Consider the following 15,178-nt stretch of genomic DNA (forward strand, 5'->3'; position numbering starts at 1 on the left):
CGCATCGGCTCCATCATCGTGCGCGTTGACGACGCGGGCGAGTTTATCGCGGTCGTTCCCCCGGGGGCCTTGGAGCGCTCAGTCGGCGCCGACGGCTACCAGACCTTCTCCGACACGGTGACCGTCGTCCAGGGGGACAATGACCTCGGCGCGGTGTACCTGGTGGAGCTGCCGCCCCCACCACCGGCATTCTAGCGAAGCCGGCGCATCCTGGGCCACGAACGGCTCCCCGACCGCCGCCACCACCAGCTCGTCTCCCCGCGCGCAGTTCGCGCTCCACCATCAGCGACATGGCTGGAGGGGACAGTTCCTTTCCGCCCCGGGCGTGGGCGCTGCCCTGGGCGACGGGGAACTATCCCCTCGCGCGCGGCGCCGCGTCTGGTCAAGCGGGGAGGGATTTGATAGAATCCCCGGTGAGGCGTCGCCCCATGCCGACCTGCGACTCCACCCAGACCGCGGAAACCAGCGCGACCTACCTGTCGGCCGCCGACCGGCGCCTGCTCGATCGCGCCGCCGGCGACCTTCAGGTGGCAGCAGACCTTGCCCACGCGGACCTGCTGATCTTGTGCCCCACTGAGCGCCCGGGGCGCGTGGTCGTGGCGGCGCACGGGCAGCCCTCGACCGCCCACTCCCTCTATCCGCGCAACCGCCGGGGGGACGTCATCGCCGCCGAACGGGGGTCGCCTGTATGGCGCAGTCTCCACCGCGGCCGCCCGTCGCGCGAGCTCGACGGTCTGCTAATCGCCGGCGTCCCGGTCGAGGAGCGAGTGACGCCGATGCGCAATCGCGCCGGCAAGATCGTCGCCGTGCTCGATATGCACCGCAGCGCCTACTACCGCCGTCCGGCGCGGCGCCCCAACGACGCGCTACGCGAGGCCGCCGCGGTGCTGGCGACCATGATCTTTGCCGACGCGATTGATGCCGCCAGCATGGAGAAGCTCATTCACGCCGGCGACGGAATCGTCGTCTATGACGCCGCGGGCAGCATCATCTACGCCGACGCGCGGGCGCGCGCCATTTACCGGAAGCTCGGCCTGCCGCGGGTGGCGGGGCTGCGCCTGGACGAACGCGAGCTGGCGGGGGCGGTGGTGCTCAAGACCCATCGCTTTCGCATCCACAGCGAGCACGAGATCCAGATCCGCGACGCGGTCATCATCAAGCGGGTGATACCCTTGAGCCACCACGGGCGCGCGGGCGGGCAGTTGGCGGTCGTGTGCGATGTCACCGACCTGCGGCGGCGCGAGCGCCAGCGCCTGGTCAAGGCGGCGGTGGTGCAGGAGATCCATCACCGGGTCAAGAACAACTTGCAGACCATCGCCAGCCTGCTGCGGCTGCAACTGCGCCGCGCCGCGAGCGAGGTCACCCGCCGCGCGCTGCGCGAGAGCGTCAGCCGCATCCTGAGTATCGCCACCGTCCACGATTTCCTCAGCCGCGAAGGCACCGAGGCGGTGGACCTCAAGGAGCTGGGGGCGAGCCTCCTGCAGGCGGCGCGTGAGGGCCGCCATGCCGCGGAGGTGCGGGTTGACGTCAGCGGGCCGCACGTGTCCATCCGCGCCGACCGCGCCACTCCCCTGGCACTGGCGCTCAACGAGCTTGCATTGAATGCCGTGGAGCATGCCTTTCGCGGTCGGGACCGGGGACACGTGAGCCTGGCGCTGCGAAGGGAGGGGGAGGTGTTGGTGCTGGAGCTGCGCGACGACGGCGTGGGTCTGCCGGCGCTTTTCTCGCTCGATGCGAGCCCCAACCTGGGGCTGCAGATCGTGCACATGCTGGTGACGCAGGACCTCAAAGGGCGTTTCGAGATGGGCAGCGACAACGGCACGTGGGCCCGTATGACCGTCCCCTGGACGCAGGTGGAGGAGAGGAATGAACAGGCTGCGAGCGCTGATCGCCGATGACGAGTCGGTCATCCGCATGGACTTGCGGGAGATGCTGATCGCGGCCGGCCACGAGGTAGTGGCGGAGGCCTCCAGCGGCGAGGAGGCCGTGACCCAGGCGCGGGCGCAGCGGCCTGACATCGCCATTGTGGACATCAAGATGCCGGACTCGCCCGCCGGTCGGGAGGCGGGCATGGATGGGATTGAGGCCGCGGGGGTGATCATCGCGGAGCAGATTTGCCCGGTGGTGTTGCTCACCGCCTACGGGCAGGCCGAGCTGGTCGCGCGCGCGCGCGAGGCCGGCGTCTTCGGGTATGTCACCAAGCCGTTCGAGGAGCGCGACCTCCTGCCCGCGCTGGAGATCGCGCGCAGCCGCTACGAAGAGCTGGCGGTGCTGCGGCGCCAGGTCGGCGATCTCCAGGAGACCCTGGAGACGCGCAAGCTCGTCGAGCGCGCCAAGGGCATCCTGATGGACGCGCACGGGCTGTCGGAGAAGGATGCATTTCGCCGCCTCCAGCAGGAGAGCATGAACCGCCGCAAGTCGATGCGCGAGATCGCGGAAGCTATCATCCTCGCCGCGGATGTGGCGGAGGGGACGAAGTAGGGCACCCGGCGCGCGTTCCGGAAGACGGTGACGCAGCCGTCTTGGCTGCGAGGTATCGGGGCGACCTGCAGGGGCGCAGAGAGCCTGCGAGGGAGGTCGGGTCCATGGGACGTGAAGCGGCCAAGCTGGACTGGCGCTGCTGGTTCGAACGCTGGCAGAGAATGCAGGACTGTTATGTCCCGCAGCGTCGTCGTCGTTTCGACCTCATCTTCCAGTTTCCACAGCTTGGCCCCGAGGACGAGGTGCATATCCTCGACCTTGGCTGCGGGCCCGGGTCGCTGGCCTTCCACGCCTTTCGGCATCACCCAAACGCTCGCGTGGTGGCGGTAGATCTCGACCCGGTGTTGCTCGAAATCGGGCAGCACGTGGCGGAGCAGACGGAGGTGCAAGTCCAGTTTCTGAACAGGGACGTGCGGCAAACTGACTGGTGGCGATCATGCGAAGGCCGCTTCGAGCTGGTGGTTTCGGCGACCACGCTCCATTGGCTCGGCCGACACAGCCTCGCCGAATTGTACCAATGCGTTTTCCGAGCACTGAAGCCGGGTGGCTGGTTCATGAACTCCGACCACATTGCCAGCGATGCCCCCGGCCTCCAGGAACGCTACCGCCAGATGCTCTCCACCGCGCGAGAGGCCGCGTTCTCCGCCGCATCCGCGGACGACTGGGATGGGTTCTGGAATGAGCTGGCGCGCGACTTGGGTGATTCTGAGATGCTGGCAGTGAGAAAGGCGACCGAATACTGGGAAGGCAGCGAAGACGGTCAGCCTCGTCAATTCCATGTTTCTGCATTGCGTCAGTGCGGATTCGAACCGGTTGATGTCATCTGGCAGGAGATGGGAGAGGCGATTGTCGGCGCGAGGAGGCCGGCCTAGCCAGAGGGCAGAGGCAACCAAGGGTACTCGCAGCTGTCCGGCGCTGGCCGGCGCGCGGCCGGTACGGAAAGCCGGGGATATCAATATGGACCGCGAAACTGCCTATCTGGCCCGTGACTTCGCCCGCTTCTACGACTGGACCTACGAGGGTCGTGTAGAGGACATCCCGTTCTACATCAATGCGGCCCGCGCACCGATACTCGAGTTGGCCTGCGGTACCGGCCGCATTACCATACCGCTGGCACGGGCGGGATTCCAGGTTGTCGGCCTCGATATCTCTGCCGAAATGCTTGAGATCGCAAAGGAGAAGCTGAGCCGGGAGCCGTCGGAGGTCCGGGCGCGTATTCGACTGCTGGAGGCGGACATGAGCGCTTTCATTCTGGAGGAACCTACCGCCCTCGTGCTGATCCCACAGGCTTCCTTCTTCCATCTGCACACCAGACCAAAGCAGGCGGGCTGCCTCTCGTGCATTCACCAGCATCTCCTGCCTGGCGGGTCGCTGATCGTTGACCTGATCCCGGCCCGCATGATGTTGAACCAGACCGTAGGGGTAACCGACAGCGTGAGACGCGGCGTATCATCGTACACCGGCAGGATGACCCAGGAGCTCAATCGAAAGCTCTCGATTGACAAGCCATGCCAGCGCGTGACCGTGGAACACACCTACATTGAGGAACAGCCGGATGGCCACGAGGACCACTACGTCTTCGTGGACAGCTATACCTGGGTGACCGAAGGGCAGATGCGCAAGATGCTCCGGGCGGTCGGCTTCGGGAGCATTGAGGTGTTCGGAGATTACGACCGTCAGCCGCTCACCCACAGTTCTCCGCGCATGATATTCATGGCGAGGAAACAGGACCACGACACCGCCGAGGCCGCCCTCCTCGCCGCCGACGTGGCGCCCCCAAGGACTCGTCATGCCGGCGAGTGAATTTGGCAGTAGCTCCCGGAAGGCACCCGGGGAGACCGCGGGAAGCCGGGCACAGTTGCCCATTTCGCTGACAGGTAGGGCTGCGACGCCGCGGGGCAAATGAGGGCGGTGCGGAATCTGAAGTCGGGCCGGTCGGTGACTGACGTTGCGCCGGTCTGCGCTCCGCTGCGGGAAAACAGATGCGAAAGCTCAGCGATGTCTTCACCGCCAAGGAGCGCACGTTCTCGCTCGAGTTCTTTCCGCCGCAGACCCCGAAGGCGCTGGAGACGCTGCATCGAGACGCGGCGACGCTGGCGGAGCTGGGGCCGGACTACGTCTCCGTCACCTACGGCGCCGGCGGCTCCACCAGCAACCGCACCCGCGACCTCGTCAACCAGCTCCGCCATCGCCTCGACCTCACGGTCATGCATCACCTGACGCTCGTCAACCAGACCCGGGAGGAGCTGGCCGGCATCATCCGCGGCCTGCAGGCCGACGGCATTCGCAATATCCTGGCCCTGCGCGGCGATCCCCCGGCCGCCATGGGCGGGCGGTTCCGCCAGGTCGCGGGCGGCCTCGAGTTTTGCTACGAGTTGATTGACCTCATCCGCGACATCGGCGGCGACTTCTTCAGCATCGGCGTTGCCGGCTTCCCCGAGGGGCACCCCGACTGCCCGACCAAGGAGCTCGACACCGAGCACCTCAAGCTCAAGCTCGATCACGGCGCCGAGTTCGTGGTCACCCAGTTCTTCTTCGACAACGAGGTCTATTCCGAGTACCTGGAGCGTAGCGCGCGCGCCGGGATCAACGTCAGAATCATCCCCGGGGTGCTGCCCATCACCGACTACGACAAGCTGCTGACCTTTGCGTCGCGCTGCGGGGCCTACATCTGCGAGGCCATCCACGACACCTTCGCCTCCTTGCGCGCGGATCCGCAGGCAACCACGCGGCGCGGCGCGCAGTACGCCCGCGAACAGTGCGAGGACCTGCTGCGCCGCGGCGCGCCGGGGATTCACTTCTACTGTCTCAACCGCGTCGAGCCGGTGCGAACGCTCTGGCGCCAACTGCGCGGCTGACCCCCAAACGGTTGCTGGTCTCGCGCCGTCGGGCGAGGTCCGCCAGGCACGCGGGCAGGCGAGGGCTTGAAGGCGGGGGCTTGACACAGCGCGGCCCGGCGCTATCATGTTGCAGGCGCGATTGCGCCTCCGGCGCGCCCGACGACGGGCAATGAAGTCCAACACCCCACCCCCCCGCGGGGCGGGGCTATGCGAGCTGAACCTGGCGCTGCCCGTCGTCTCCACCATTCGCCGCCAGAAGGCGCAAGCCGTCGGCAGGCTCATCGCCCGCTGCGGCGACCGCCGCCACCGGCAAGGGGCAACTCGATGAGCGTCAGCAGGCCGAACATCCTCTATATCATGTCCGATGATCATGCCTCGCACGCGATGAGCTGCTACGACAGTCGCATCAACGAGACGCCGAACATCGACCGCATCGCGCACGATGGCATGCGCTTCGACAACTGCTTTTGCACGAACTCCATCTGCACGCCAAGTCGGGCCGCCATCCTCACCGGTACCTACAATCACGTCAACCGCGTCACCACCCTGACCACCAGGATGGATAATCGCTTGCTGACCTTCCCCAAGCTGCTGCAGCGGGCCGGCTATCAGACGGCGGTCATCGGCAAGTGGCACCTGGGGGAGGGGAAGGCCCACCAGCCCACCGGCTTCGACTACTGGAACGTCCTGCCCGGACAGGGCCTCTACCACGACCCGGTGATGATCGACATGGGCCGCGAGAAGACGTTTCCCGGCTACGCCACGGACCTGATCACGGATTTCTCCTTGCGCTGGCTGAGGGAGCGCGACCCGGCAAGGCCGTTCATGCTTCTCTGCCATCACAAGGCGCCGCATCGCGCTTGGGAGCCGGATGCCGAGCACGCTACGATGTACGAGAACGCGGCCATCCCCGAGCCGGAGACCCTTGATGACGATTACCGCAACCGGGCCCGGGCGGCGGCGGAGGCACAGATGCGGATAGAGCGCGACCTGGTGGACGAGGATCTGAAGCAGCCCGTTCCCCACGGCCTGACGCCGCACCAGGAGAAGCGCTGGAAGTATCAACGCTATATCAAAGATTACCTGCGCTGCGTGGCGGCGATCGACGACAACGTGGGGCGCATGCTCGACTTCCTTGACGCCGATGGGCTGAGCGAGAGCACGGTCGTGGTTTACACCTCCGACCAAGGCTTCTTCCTGGGCGATCATGGCTGGTACGACAAGCGCTTCATGTACGAGGAATCGCTGCGGATGCCGTTGCTGGTGCGCTATCCGCCCGAGATCGCCCCCGGCTCCGCTCGCGGCGACATCGTGCTCAACGTGGACTTCGCGCCCACGTTTCTCGATCTCGCAGGCGTAGATGCGCCGGACGATATGCAGGGTCGCAGCTTCCGTCCTCTGCTGAGGGGCGAGCATGTGGCGGACTGGCGGCACGCGATGTACTACCGCTACTGGATGCACCTCGGCCATCACCGTGTCGCCGCCCACTACGGGCTGCGCACCCTGCGCCACAAGCTCATCTATTACTACGGCGACGCGTGCGGACAACCCGGGGCGGTGGACGATCCCAGAGAGCCGGAGTGGGAGCTGTTCGACCTTGACAAGGACCCGCACGAGCTAGACAACATGTATCACGATGCCGGCTGCACCGAGGTAGTGAAGGAGCTGCGCCGGGAGCTGCGGCATCTGCAACAGGAGGTTGGCGACGAGCCGCACCAGGCAGAGCTGTAACGCGGTCCGCCAGCGCCATCCACGCCAAGGGAACCGTGCAAACCTCGCCTGTGAATCCGGCACCGCGGCCGCGGCGCCCAACACGGCCGAGGCGGCCATGCTACATGGAGGCGGCTAGGCCAACGCTCCGAGTTCACCGCACCGCCACAATTGATATTGACAAGCGGGTCTCGCTGGCATACAATCCACACGGCTGACGGCCGAAAAAACCATAGCGATGCGGCAGTAGGCCAGGCGTCCCCGCCCGGCCCAGCAGGAACCCGCGACTTCAGCCCTTGACGCGCCTGCTTCATGCCATCCTGAGCACCGGGTGGCAAGGAGCAGGCGCGTTTGGTTTGTGGCCGTCAGTGGCGGAAGGAGCGATGACCGTGTGGGACAGACTGCAGTTGGAACCTATCGTTTCCGGGTGCCCAAATCGCTGCCGTCACTGCTCGGAGGAGGGTGGCCCGCCTTTCGGCGCGCTCATGAGCCTTGATGATGTCAAGTGGCTTGTGGGCGAGTTCGGGCGCGCCTTCGAGAAAACGACAGGCCACGCCCCGAGTGTCCGCTGCGGGCTCGACACCTTCGAGCCCACCGCTCATCCGGACTTCGTGCGCCTGAAGGCATACGAATTGTCTTTCATCCCCGAGGCCCGGCGGCACGAGTTCGACATGCTCAGTTCCAACGGATATGGCCTGGCTCGCCTTGAAGACTGGCGACCCGTCTATGAGGCGCTGATTGCTGCAGGCTTCTCGGGAATTGGCTTTGCGATCCACGGGCTGGAGGCCGAGCACGACTGGTTCGTGCGGCGATCGGGAGCCTACCGGGACCTGGTAATCGCGACCCAGCGGGCGCTTGCCTGCGGCATGAGAGTCTGGTTCGAGATACACCTCAACAAGAGAAACCTGGACTCGTTCAACTCGATTGCTGAGATGCTGGAACAACTCGGTGGAGGCAAGATCAGGATTATCACCGGCGTCCCCGGTTTCTTCCCTAATGACCGCCTACGGGAATTCGAGGCGTTGCTTCGGCCCACCAAGGCTGACCTCGACTTGTTCGCCGAGGCCCTAGAGCGGATGAAGTGCGGGGTGGAAACAGAGGCGGTCTGGACGCAGCGCCTTATGGAGAAGGGCAGGAAGATATGCCCGCACACCTACGAGCATGGCGGCAACGTACCCTCGGAACGCACGCTCGGCCGGCTTGTCGTCATGCCTGACTTAGACGTGAAGGAGTTGTTCTTCTCACGCCCTGCGATTCCGCACGGCAATGTCAGGCGGGACGGCATCGAAAGCGTCTGGCGCAGCATTCTCGAAGCGCAGGGGCCCCCTCTCCCTGAGCCGCAAGAACTCGCGCGGCTTTACGGCGACTTCGGGTCCCAGGCCCTCCATCCTTGCGGCGACAGCGTCTACATGAAACTTTGCGATCGCTACTGGCACGGTCGACCGCAGACCGCAAGCGGGAGGACATCAAGATGACCCCAGGCCTTGTGATCAAAGAAGGGTCCCGCGTACGGATTCGTCAATTGTGCGAAGACGATATTCCGCGCATGGCCGCGCACGGCTTCGGCGGCGAGGAGGGAACAAGACGGTGCTACGCCCAGGAGTTGGAGAAGCCCGACGGGCCGCGAGAGGGCATCACTAAGCAATTCGCGGTCGAGACGAAGGACGGCGTATGGATCGGCTTTGCCGGCTTCGGGGCAACGCGCGGCGCGGATGCAGGAGGCTACTTCTTCATTGACGAGCCCTGCCGCGGCCAGGGGTATGGCACGGAGCTGATGCGCTGTGTCCTGCAGGTCATGTTCGAGGACTGCGGAGCGGCTCGCTGTCTCATTGATTACCATGACTGGAATCAGGTGGCGGCACGTCTGTACGCGAAGTTCGGCTTCGAGGAGAAGATGCGCATCCGCATCCCCGATGATAAGTTGACAGACGAGGATCGAGCGATGGCGCCCGGCCAACCGGTCCATGCCGTGGTGATCGAGTTGACAAGGGAGCGGTGGGAAGCATTGCAGGCATCACGATGAACGCGATACTCAATGAGATGATGCAAAGCTGGCACCTGGGCCCATGTACTGACGCCAGCGCGCAGATTCCTGCCTTACTGGAATCCCTCCAGGCGGCGGGCCTGCTGCGCGCCAGCGCTTGCGCCGTGCTGCTGGGCGAGCAGTATCACCTCGGCGGGGCGGAGGACACGCGGCACATGGCGCAGGCGGTGGGAATCGCCGCTGGCGACAGGGTGGTTGACCTCGCCTGTTATGTCGGCGGGCCGGCGCGGCAGCTTGCGCGGGAGTTCGGCTGCCAAGTAGTTGGCGTGGACATATCGCCGATGCATATCGCCATCGCGCGGGAATTGACGGAATTGTGTGGCATGTGCGGTGTAGGGGCGGGATTCATCCCGCCCACCGGAGGGCGCGACAGAGAGGCTGTCTCAAGATTGGCAGCGTCGGAGACTCTCCGGCAAGAGTGTCATTCCGAGGGAGTCGCAGCGACCGAGGAATCCCCTACCGGGGCTGCACAGGAGGTAGGAGATTCCTCGCTGGCGCTCGGAATGACAACGTCGAGGGGCGCGCCTGAACTCCATGACAAAGTGAGCTTCCTCTGCGCCTCGGCGGATGCGGTACCGATGTCGGACGGCTCGTTTACCGTCGCCTGGTCGCAGGGCAGCTTCCCCTCCGACCTGAGCTGGCTGACGGAGATCAAGCGGCTGCTGGCGCCGAACGGGCGACTGACGTTTACGGCGACGATTCGCCGCCATATGGAGCATGGGCGCTTCGCCCGTGACCTCCAGGCCGGGGGCGGCCAGGCTCCATCGCTACCATGCCCCACAGAAGGGCCGGCATTGCTGTCGTTGGGCGAGATGGCCGACCGTGTCACTGGATTCGGCTTCCGCGTCATCAGCGCCGAGGACATCTCGCAGTGGGAAATCGAGCACGGTTGGCTGCCCGCGCGGCGCAAGCTGGAAGAGCGCGAGGAGCACTATCACCAATTGATGGGCGAAGAGTGGGTGCGCTGGGCCTACGAAAGCCTGGACGCCGACATCGCCTTGTGGCGCTCCGGCGCGGCGGGCAGCGGGCGCATCATAGCGGTGAAGGAATAGACGATGCCTGCCATTGTGCCTGATGAAGACATTGGCCTTGCCTTCGACATGCACGGCTGCCCGAACCGCTGCCGGCACTGCTATATCGGCATACCCGCGGCGGCGACGGGGCGCATGACCGAGGACGATGTGCGCTGGACGGTGGCGCAGTTTCGCGCCTTTCGCCGCCCCGGCGAGGACGCGCCGCTGTGGCCGCGTATTCGCGTTTCCACCTCGGTGCGCGAGCCGGACTACGGAGACAACTACCGGCGCCTGTACGAACTGGAGAACGAATTGAGCGACCTGCCGTCGCTGCGGCCAAGGTGGGAACTGCTCAGCGTCTGGCGGCTGGCGCGCGACCCCGAATACGCTGCGTGGGCGCACAGCATCGGCGTGCGCGTTTGCCAGATGACCTTCTTCGGCCTGGAGAAGGTCACCGACTGGGCTTACCGGCGGCGGGGCGCGTTCCGCGACCTGCTGCTTGCCACCGAGCGGCTGTTGGCGGCGGGTATTCGCCCGCGCTGGCAGTGGTTCTTCACCAAGCGCATCCTGCCCGACCTGCCGGGGCTGATCGCTTTGACACGGGAGCTGCGCCTACGCGAGCGCTGCGAGGCGCTGGGCGGCCCGTTCACCCTGTTCATGCACTGCCCCTCGCCGGACGGCGAAGCCTGGCATCTGGAGCATCTGCGCCCGACCGCCGTAGACGCGCACCGGGTCTCAGCGTGCCTGCGGGAGCACGGGGAAGAGCAGATTCTGCGCCCCCTGGGTGAACCGGAAGGGCGAATCGCGCATCTACTATATGGGGAGCACAAACCGACTTCCACCGCAATCGGCGACCGCGTCCTCGAGGGCAATCACCTCTGGCTGGACATCCTGCCCGGCTTCGACGTCTATTCCAACCTCGGCGAGCTGACCCCCGCCTGGCGCCTGGGGAACCTCAAGACCGACGGGGTGGCGGCCGTCATTGACACGCTGGAGAACAACAGCACGCCAGCGCTGCGGGCGTACTTCCGCGTGCCGGTGTCCGAGCTCGCGCGACGCTATGGCCGCCCGCGCGGGCGGCGGCTCTACGTGCCGGACGACTTGAAATCGCGCTGGGCGATCATGTGGGCGCAGGACAACTCGCACGTCGCTTGCGCTGCGCTCAAGGGGAATTGACGTGGCTGCTGCTGATAGACTGCCGGAGGTGATAAGGAAGGCCGTCGCGCGGGCGGCGCCCGACGCCGAGATCCGCGTCGCGGCGGCCAGCGACCTTGGCGCGGACGGGCGCTACGGCGAGCGCTGGCTGGTGCTTGCCGGCGACCGCGTGCTGGTGCTCGCGCCCGACGGAGCCGAAGCGACGACGCGGGTTGACCTGCCGCTGAAGGACATCAGCGAGGTGGTGGTGGACAACCTCGTCGGCGGGGGGATGCTGCAGGCAGTGGTCGGCGGCTACAAGCTGGACTTGCTGTCGTACACCAATGCCCTGTCGGAGCGCTTTGGGCGGGTGCGCGGCCAGCTCGACGCCGCCGCCAAGGACAAGCCCATCCCCGATCAGCCCGAGCGCCAGAGGCGCTGCCCTATGTGTGGCCTGGTGCTGGGGGTGGAGACGAAGGTGTGCCCGCGCTGCGTGCGCAAAGGGGCGGTGCTGCGGCGGCTGCTGCAATACGCTCGGCCCTATCGCGCGAGCCTGGTGCTGGTGGGCGCGCTGATGCTGGCCGCCGCCGGCTTCGGCCTGGCGCCGCCGTACCTGACCAAGATCCTGGTGGACCGCGTGCTCATCCCGCGCGCGGAGGCCCACCTGCTCGTCTGGCTGGTCGCCGGGCTGGCGGGCAGCAGCGTCCTGAGCACGATCATGGGCATCTGGCGCGGCCGGGTGGCGGCATGGGTGGGCGGACGCGTCAGCTTCGACATCCGCGCCCGGCTCTACGAGCGCCTGCAGTGGTTGTCGCTGCGCTTCTTTGATCAGCATCCGACCGGCGCCCTCATCTCGCGGTTGACCCAGGACTCCGGCGGCGTTCAGGACTTTCTCGCCTTCGGCCTGCCATGGATCGCCAGCAACGCCATCGGCGTCATCGGTGTGGCGGCCGCGGTTTTCGTCATCAACTGGCGGCTCGCCCTGCTGGCGCTCATCCCGGCGCCGTTGGTGAGCCTGCTCTCGCGCGCCCTGTGGCGCCGCATGCACCGGGCGTTCCACAGCTTCTGGTATCGCTGGGGCCGCTTCCACACGCTGATCAACGACGCGTTCTCGCGCATCAAGATCGTTCGTGCCTTCGCCCAGCAGCCGGCGGAGATCGAGCGCTTTCGGCTGCGCAACGCCGACTTGCTCGGCGCGTCCGTCTATGCCGAGCAGACGTGGGCGACGCTCATGCCCTTGGTGGGGATGCTGATTGCCAGCGGGTCGTGGCTGGTGTGGTACTTCGGCGGGCTGATGATTGTCGGCAGTCGCGGCCCCACGGTGGGCGACCTGATGGCTTTCCTGGCCTATCTCGCCATGCTCTACGGCCCCTTGAACGGCCTCACTCAAAGCGCACAGTGGATGTCGCGCGCGCTCACCGCCGCCGAGCGCATCTTCGAGGTGCTCGATGCCGAGGCCGACAGCGAAAAAGCCCGCGGCCATGTCGTGCCCGAGACCATTCGCGGCGAGGTTGAGTTCCGCAACGTTGTCTTCGGCTACGAAAAGCACCAGCCGGTGCTCAAGGGCCTCTCGTTCAAGGTCGCGCCGGGGCAGATGCTGGGTCTGGTGGGCAAGAGCGGCGCGGGCAAGAGCACCATCATCAATCTGCTGTGCCGCTTCTACGACGCGGACGAGGGGGAGGTCTTGATTGACGGCGTCAGCTTGCGCGACCTCGACCTATCATTCTACCGCGCGCGCCTGGGCGTGGTGCTGCAGGAGCCGTTCCTGTTCAACGGCACCATCGCCGAGAACATCGCCTACGGCCGACCCGACGCCACGCGCGAGGAAATCATGGCCGCGGCCAAGGTCGCCAACGCCCACGACTTCATCGTCAACAAGCCCGACGGCTATGACGAGCAGGTCGGCGAGCGCGGCGGCAAGCTGTCGGCGGGTGAGAAGCAGCGCCTCTGCATCGCGCGCGCGATTCTGCACGACCCCGCGGTCCTCATCCTCGACGAGGCCACCGCCAACGTGGACCTCGAAACCGAGGACCAGATCCAACAGGCGGTCGCGCGCCTGATCGAGGGGCGCACGACGTTTGCCATCGCGCATCGCCTGTCCACCCTGCGCAATGCCCACAACCTGCTGGTGCTGGAGGAGGGCAAGCTCGCCGAGTTCGGCACCCACGACGAGTTGGAGGAGAAGAAGGGCGTTTACTATCGCCTGCTGGACATCCATCGCAAGACTTCGATGATCAAGGCCGTGAGCAGATAGCTATGGATAACCAACAGCCGGTGCCATCTGTGCAGCCTGGCGAGCCGCCGACGCTGCGCTACCTCGACCCGGAACAGGTGCGCGTCTTTCGCAGCGAGGACGGGCGACTGCGGGCCACCATCGCCGACGAGCTCAGCATCCTCGCGCCGCGCTTCCTGCGCGTTCAGCCGCTGACAGACCCCGACCGCTACATCTCCATCCGCGAGGCCGACCCCAACGGCAAGGAGGCGGGGCTGCTGCGGCGCTGGCGCTCACTCGCCCCCGAGTCACGCGAGCTGGTGGGAATCGAACTCGACCGGCGCTACCTCTACCCAACGGTGCGGCGCATCCTGTCGGTGCGCAACTTCTGGGGGCTTGTCCAGTGCGTATTCGAGACCGACCGCGGGGTGCGCGAGGTGACCCTGCGCGATGTGCACGACAACGTCATCTACCTGGGCGAGGCGCGCGTCCTGCTCACCGACGCCGAGGGCAACCGCTACGACATACCCGACGTCGCCGCCCTCGACCCGGACAGCCGCGCCCAGCTGGCGCGGATAATCTAGTCAGCGTTGATTCGACAGGTGGGAAAACAACCGCCGATGGAAAAGAAGACCGCGATGACCAGCGCGGTCGGTGGTACGATAGTTCGCATCACGCCAAGAACGTCGCCCGACCTGCGGTCGGGATCGCCGCCGACGCCAGCCAATGCGGTGTACTAGCAGCCTACTACAAGAAACCGAAAGCGCCACCAAGCCAATGTATCAAGCGTGTTTGCCTCGCGAGCAGCTCGGCGGTTACGCACCTTTCGGTCGCCAGCGGAGAACAAGAGCCTGCGGAAATCCGTACTCCATAGTGTTATTGACGGTGCGGGCAGATGAGTGAAGACCGGCAACTGCTCAAGCGCACACTCAACGGCGACGGCGCGGCCTTCGATGAGGTCGTCCGCCGCTACCAGGACGGGCTGTTCCGCCATCTCCTGCGGCTGACCGGACGGACCGAGGAAGCGGAGGACCTCTGCCAGGAGGCCTTCATCCGCTTCTACCGCGCCCTGCGCCGGTTCGATCCCGCGCGGCCGGTTGCGCCGTTTCTGTTCGTGATCGCCACCAACCTGTGGCGGGATCGCCTGCGCCAGGCGCGCCCTCTGGAGCAGCCGCTCGATGAGCGCCAGCCGGCTGCCCAAGCCTCCGTCGCCGAGCAGGCGATGCTGCGGGTGGAGCACGAGCAGATAGTTGCCGCCGTTCAGCGCCTGTGTGGCGAACAGCGCGAGGCGGTGTCGCTCTTCTACGACCAGGGGCTGAGCTACCGTGAGATCGCACGCGTGACCCGGGTGCCGGTGGGCACGGTAGGGACGCGACTACGACTGGCGCTTGCCGCTTTACGGCGCGAGCTTCCGCGCGAAGCCGCGGGATTGGTCATCGTCGCCGGCGAAACGGCCCCGCCTGCTGCCGGCCTCGTCAGCGCGCTGCAGGGGCAGGCGATGGCGCCGCCAAGCCTGGTGCCCGCGATCGCCCATGGCATCGCTCATGCCGCGCCGGCGACGGTGGGCTTGCTGCACGGCGTGTGGGCACTAATCAAGGAGGGCATGCTAGTCTATAGTTCAGCCATTTTTGTAGGCAGAAAGTGAAGGGGCAGAACGTGAGAGGTCTATGCCCTCGCGCGGCCAAGGGTTGTTTATTCGAACATCCCAGCCGACGAGGTCATAGCCCATGTCACAGCCCCTCGT

The 15,178-nt window shown here is 66.1% G+C and carries 14 protein-coding genes; all 14 read left to right on the forward strand.

What is annotated here, in order from left to right:
- The first annotated feature begins 18 nt into the window (after nucleotides 1–18).
- The 14 genes from VM221_08265 (at nucleotide 19) to VM221_08330 (ending at nucleotide 15,079) form a co-directional block, all read left to right on the forward strand.
- Nucleotides 19–195 carry a hypothetical protein gene (locus VM221_08265; GenBank protein ID HUT74813.1) on the forward strand — a complete coding sequence of 59 codons (177 nt, stop codon included), beginning with the start codon at nucleotides 19–21 and terminating at the stop codon, nucleotides 193–195.
- 233 nt (nucleotides 196–428) lie between these two features.
- Nucleotides 429–1,898 (forward strand): sensor histidine kinase, encoded by a 1,470-nt coding sequence (locus VM221_08270; GenBank protein HUT74814.1) that lies wholly within the window; start codon nucleotides 429–431, stop codon nucleotides 1,896–1,898.
- Nucleotides 1,867–2,481: an ANTAR domain-containing protein gene (locus VM221_08275; GenBank protein ID HUT74815.1), complete on the forward strand. Its 615-nt coding sequence runs from the start codon at nucleotides 1,867–1,869 to the stop codon at nucleotides 2,479–2,481. The genes VM221_08270 and VM221_08275 overlap by 32 nt, the downstream gene beginning before the upstream one ends.
- A 104-nt stretch (nucleotides 2,482–2,585) precedes the next feature.
- Nucleotides 2,586–3,353, forward strand: coding sequence for a methyltransferase domain-containing protein (locus tag VM221_08280; GenBank protein HUT74816.1), 768 nt, complete (start codon nucleotides 2,586–2,588; stop codon nucleotides 3,351–3,353).
- A gap of 85 nt (nucleotides 3,354–3,438) precedes the next feature.
- Nucleotides 3,439–4,284, forward strand: coding sequence for a class I SAM-dependent methyltransferase (locus tag VM221_08285; GenBank protein HUT74817.1), 846 nt, complete (start codon nucleotides 3,439–3,441; stop codon nucleotides 4,282–4,284).
- Nucleotides 4,285–4,463: 179 nt separating this feature from the next.
- The gene (locus tag VM221_08290) at nucleotides 4,464–5,339 is read left to right on the forward strand and encodes a methylenetetrahydrofolate reductase (GenBank protein HUT74818.1); all 876 of its coding nucleotides are present in this window, start codon (nucleotides 4,464–4,466) and stop codon (nucleotides 5,337–5,339) included.
- 306 nt (nucleotides 5,340–5,645) lie between these two features.
- A complete protein-coding gene (locus VM221_08295; protein ID HUT74819.1) occupies nucleotides 5,646–7,052 on the forward strand; it encodes a sulfatase in 1,407 nt (468 codons plus the stop codon).
- Between the two features lie 362 nt (nucleotides 7,053–7,414).
- Nucleotides 7,415–8,506 (forward strand): radical SAM protein, encoded by a 1,092-nt coding sequence (locus tag VM221_08300; protein ID HUT74820.1) that lies wholly within the window; start codon nucleotides 7,415–7,417, stop codon nucleotides 8,504–8,506.
- The gene (locus tag VM221_08305; GenBank protein ID HUT74821.1) at nucleotides 8,503–9,054 is read left to right on the forward strand and encodes a GNAT family N-acetyltransferase; all 552 of its coding nucleotides are present in this window, start codon (nucleotides 8,503–8,505) and stop codon (nucleotides 9,052–9,054) included. The genes VM221_08300 and VM221_08305 overlap by 4 nt, the downstream gene beginning before the upstream one ends.
- Nucleotides 9,051–10,127, forward strand: coding sequence for a methyltransferase domain-containing protein (locus VM221_08310; GenBank protein HUT74822.1), 1,077 nt, complete (start codon nucleotides 9,051–9,053; stop codon nucleotides 10,125–10,127). Before VM221_08305 ends, VM221_08310 begins: the two co-directional genes overlap by 4 nt.
- Nucleotides 10,128–10,130: 3 nt before the next feature.
- On the forward strand, nucleotides 10,131–11,264 hold the full coding sequence (locus VM221_08315; protein HUT74823.1) for a hypothetical protein: 1,134 nt from the start codon (nucleotides 10,131–10,133) through the stop codon (nucleotides 11,262–11,264).
- 1 nt (nucleotide 11,265) lies between these two features.
- The gene (locus VM221_08320; GenBank protein HUT74824.1) at nucleotides 11,266–13,476 is read left to right on the forward strand and encodes an ABC transporter ATP-binding protein; all 2,211 of its coding nucleotides are present in this window, start codon (nucleotides 11,266–11,268) and stop codon (nucleotides 13,474–13,476) included.
- A gap of 2 nt (nucleotides 13,477–13,478) precedes the next feature.
- The gene (locus tag VM221_08325; GenBank protein HUT74825.1) at nucleotides 13,479–14,018 is read left to right on the forward strand and encodes a DUF1854 domain-containing protein; all 540 of its coding nucleotides are present in this window, start codon (nucleotides 13,479–13,481) and stop codon (nucleotides 14,016–14,018) included.
- Between the two features lie 311 nt (nucleotides 14,019–14,329).
- Entirely contained in the window at nucleotides 14,330–15,079 is a 750-nt protein-coding gene (locus VM221_08330; protein HUT74826.1) for a sigma-70 family RNA polymerase sigma factor, read from the forward strand.
- Nucleotides 15,080–15,178 lie beyond the last annotated feature (99 nt).

Source organism: Armatimonadota bacterium (genome assembly GCA_035527535.1).
In the GTDB taxonomy this organism is placed as follows: Bacteria; Armatimonadota; Hebobacteria.

Coding starts and splice junctions, on each gene's coding strand:
- VM221_08300 (HUT74820.1), top strand. CDS start 7,415: ATGACCGTGTGGGACAGACTGCAGTTGGAACCTATCGTTTCCGGGTGC.
- VM221_08290 (HUT74818.1), top strand. CDS start 4,464: ATGCGAAAGCTCAGCGATGTCTTCACCGCCAAGGAGCGCACGTTCTCG.
- VM221_08315 (HUT74823.1), top strand. CDS start 10,131: ATGCCTGCCATTGTGCCTGATGAAGACATTGGCCTTGCCTTCGACATG.
- VM221_08295 (HUT74819.1), top strand. CDS start 5,646: ATGAGCGTCAGCAGGCCGAACATCCTCTATATCATGTCCGATGATCAT.
- VM221_08310 (HUT74822.1), top strand. CDS start 9,051: ATGAACGCGATACTCAATGAGATGATGCAAAGCTGGCACCTGGGCCCA.
- VM221_08280 (HUT74816.1), top strand. CDS start 2,586: ATGGGACGTGAAGCGGCCAAGCTGGACTGGCGCTGCTGGTTCGAACGC.
- VM221_08330 (HUT74826.1), top strand. CDS start 14,330: ATGAGTGAAGACCGGCAACTGCTCAAGCGCACACTCAACGGCGACGGC.
- VM221_08285 (HUT74817.1), top strand. CDS start 3,439: ATGGACCGCGAAACTGCCTATCTGGCCCGTGACTTCGCCCGCTTCTAC.
- VM221_08270 (HUT74814.1), top strand. CDS start 429: ATGCCGACCTGCGACTCCACCCAGACCGCGGAAACCAGCGCGACCTAC.
- VM221_08275 (HUT74815.1), top strand. CDS start 1,867: ATGAACAGGCTGCGAGCGCTGATCGCCGATGACGAGTCGGTCATCCGC.
- VM221_08325 (HUT74825.1), top strand. CDS start 13,479: ATGGATAACCAACAGCCGGTGCCATCTGTGCAGCCTGGCGAGCCGCCG.
- VM221_08305 (HUT74821.1), top strand. CDS start 8,503: ATGACCCCAGGCCTTGTGATCAAAGAAGGGTCCCGCGTACGGATTCGT.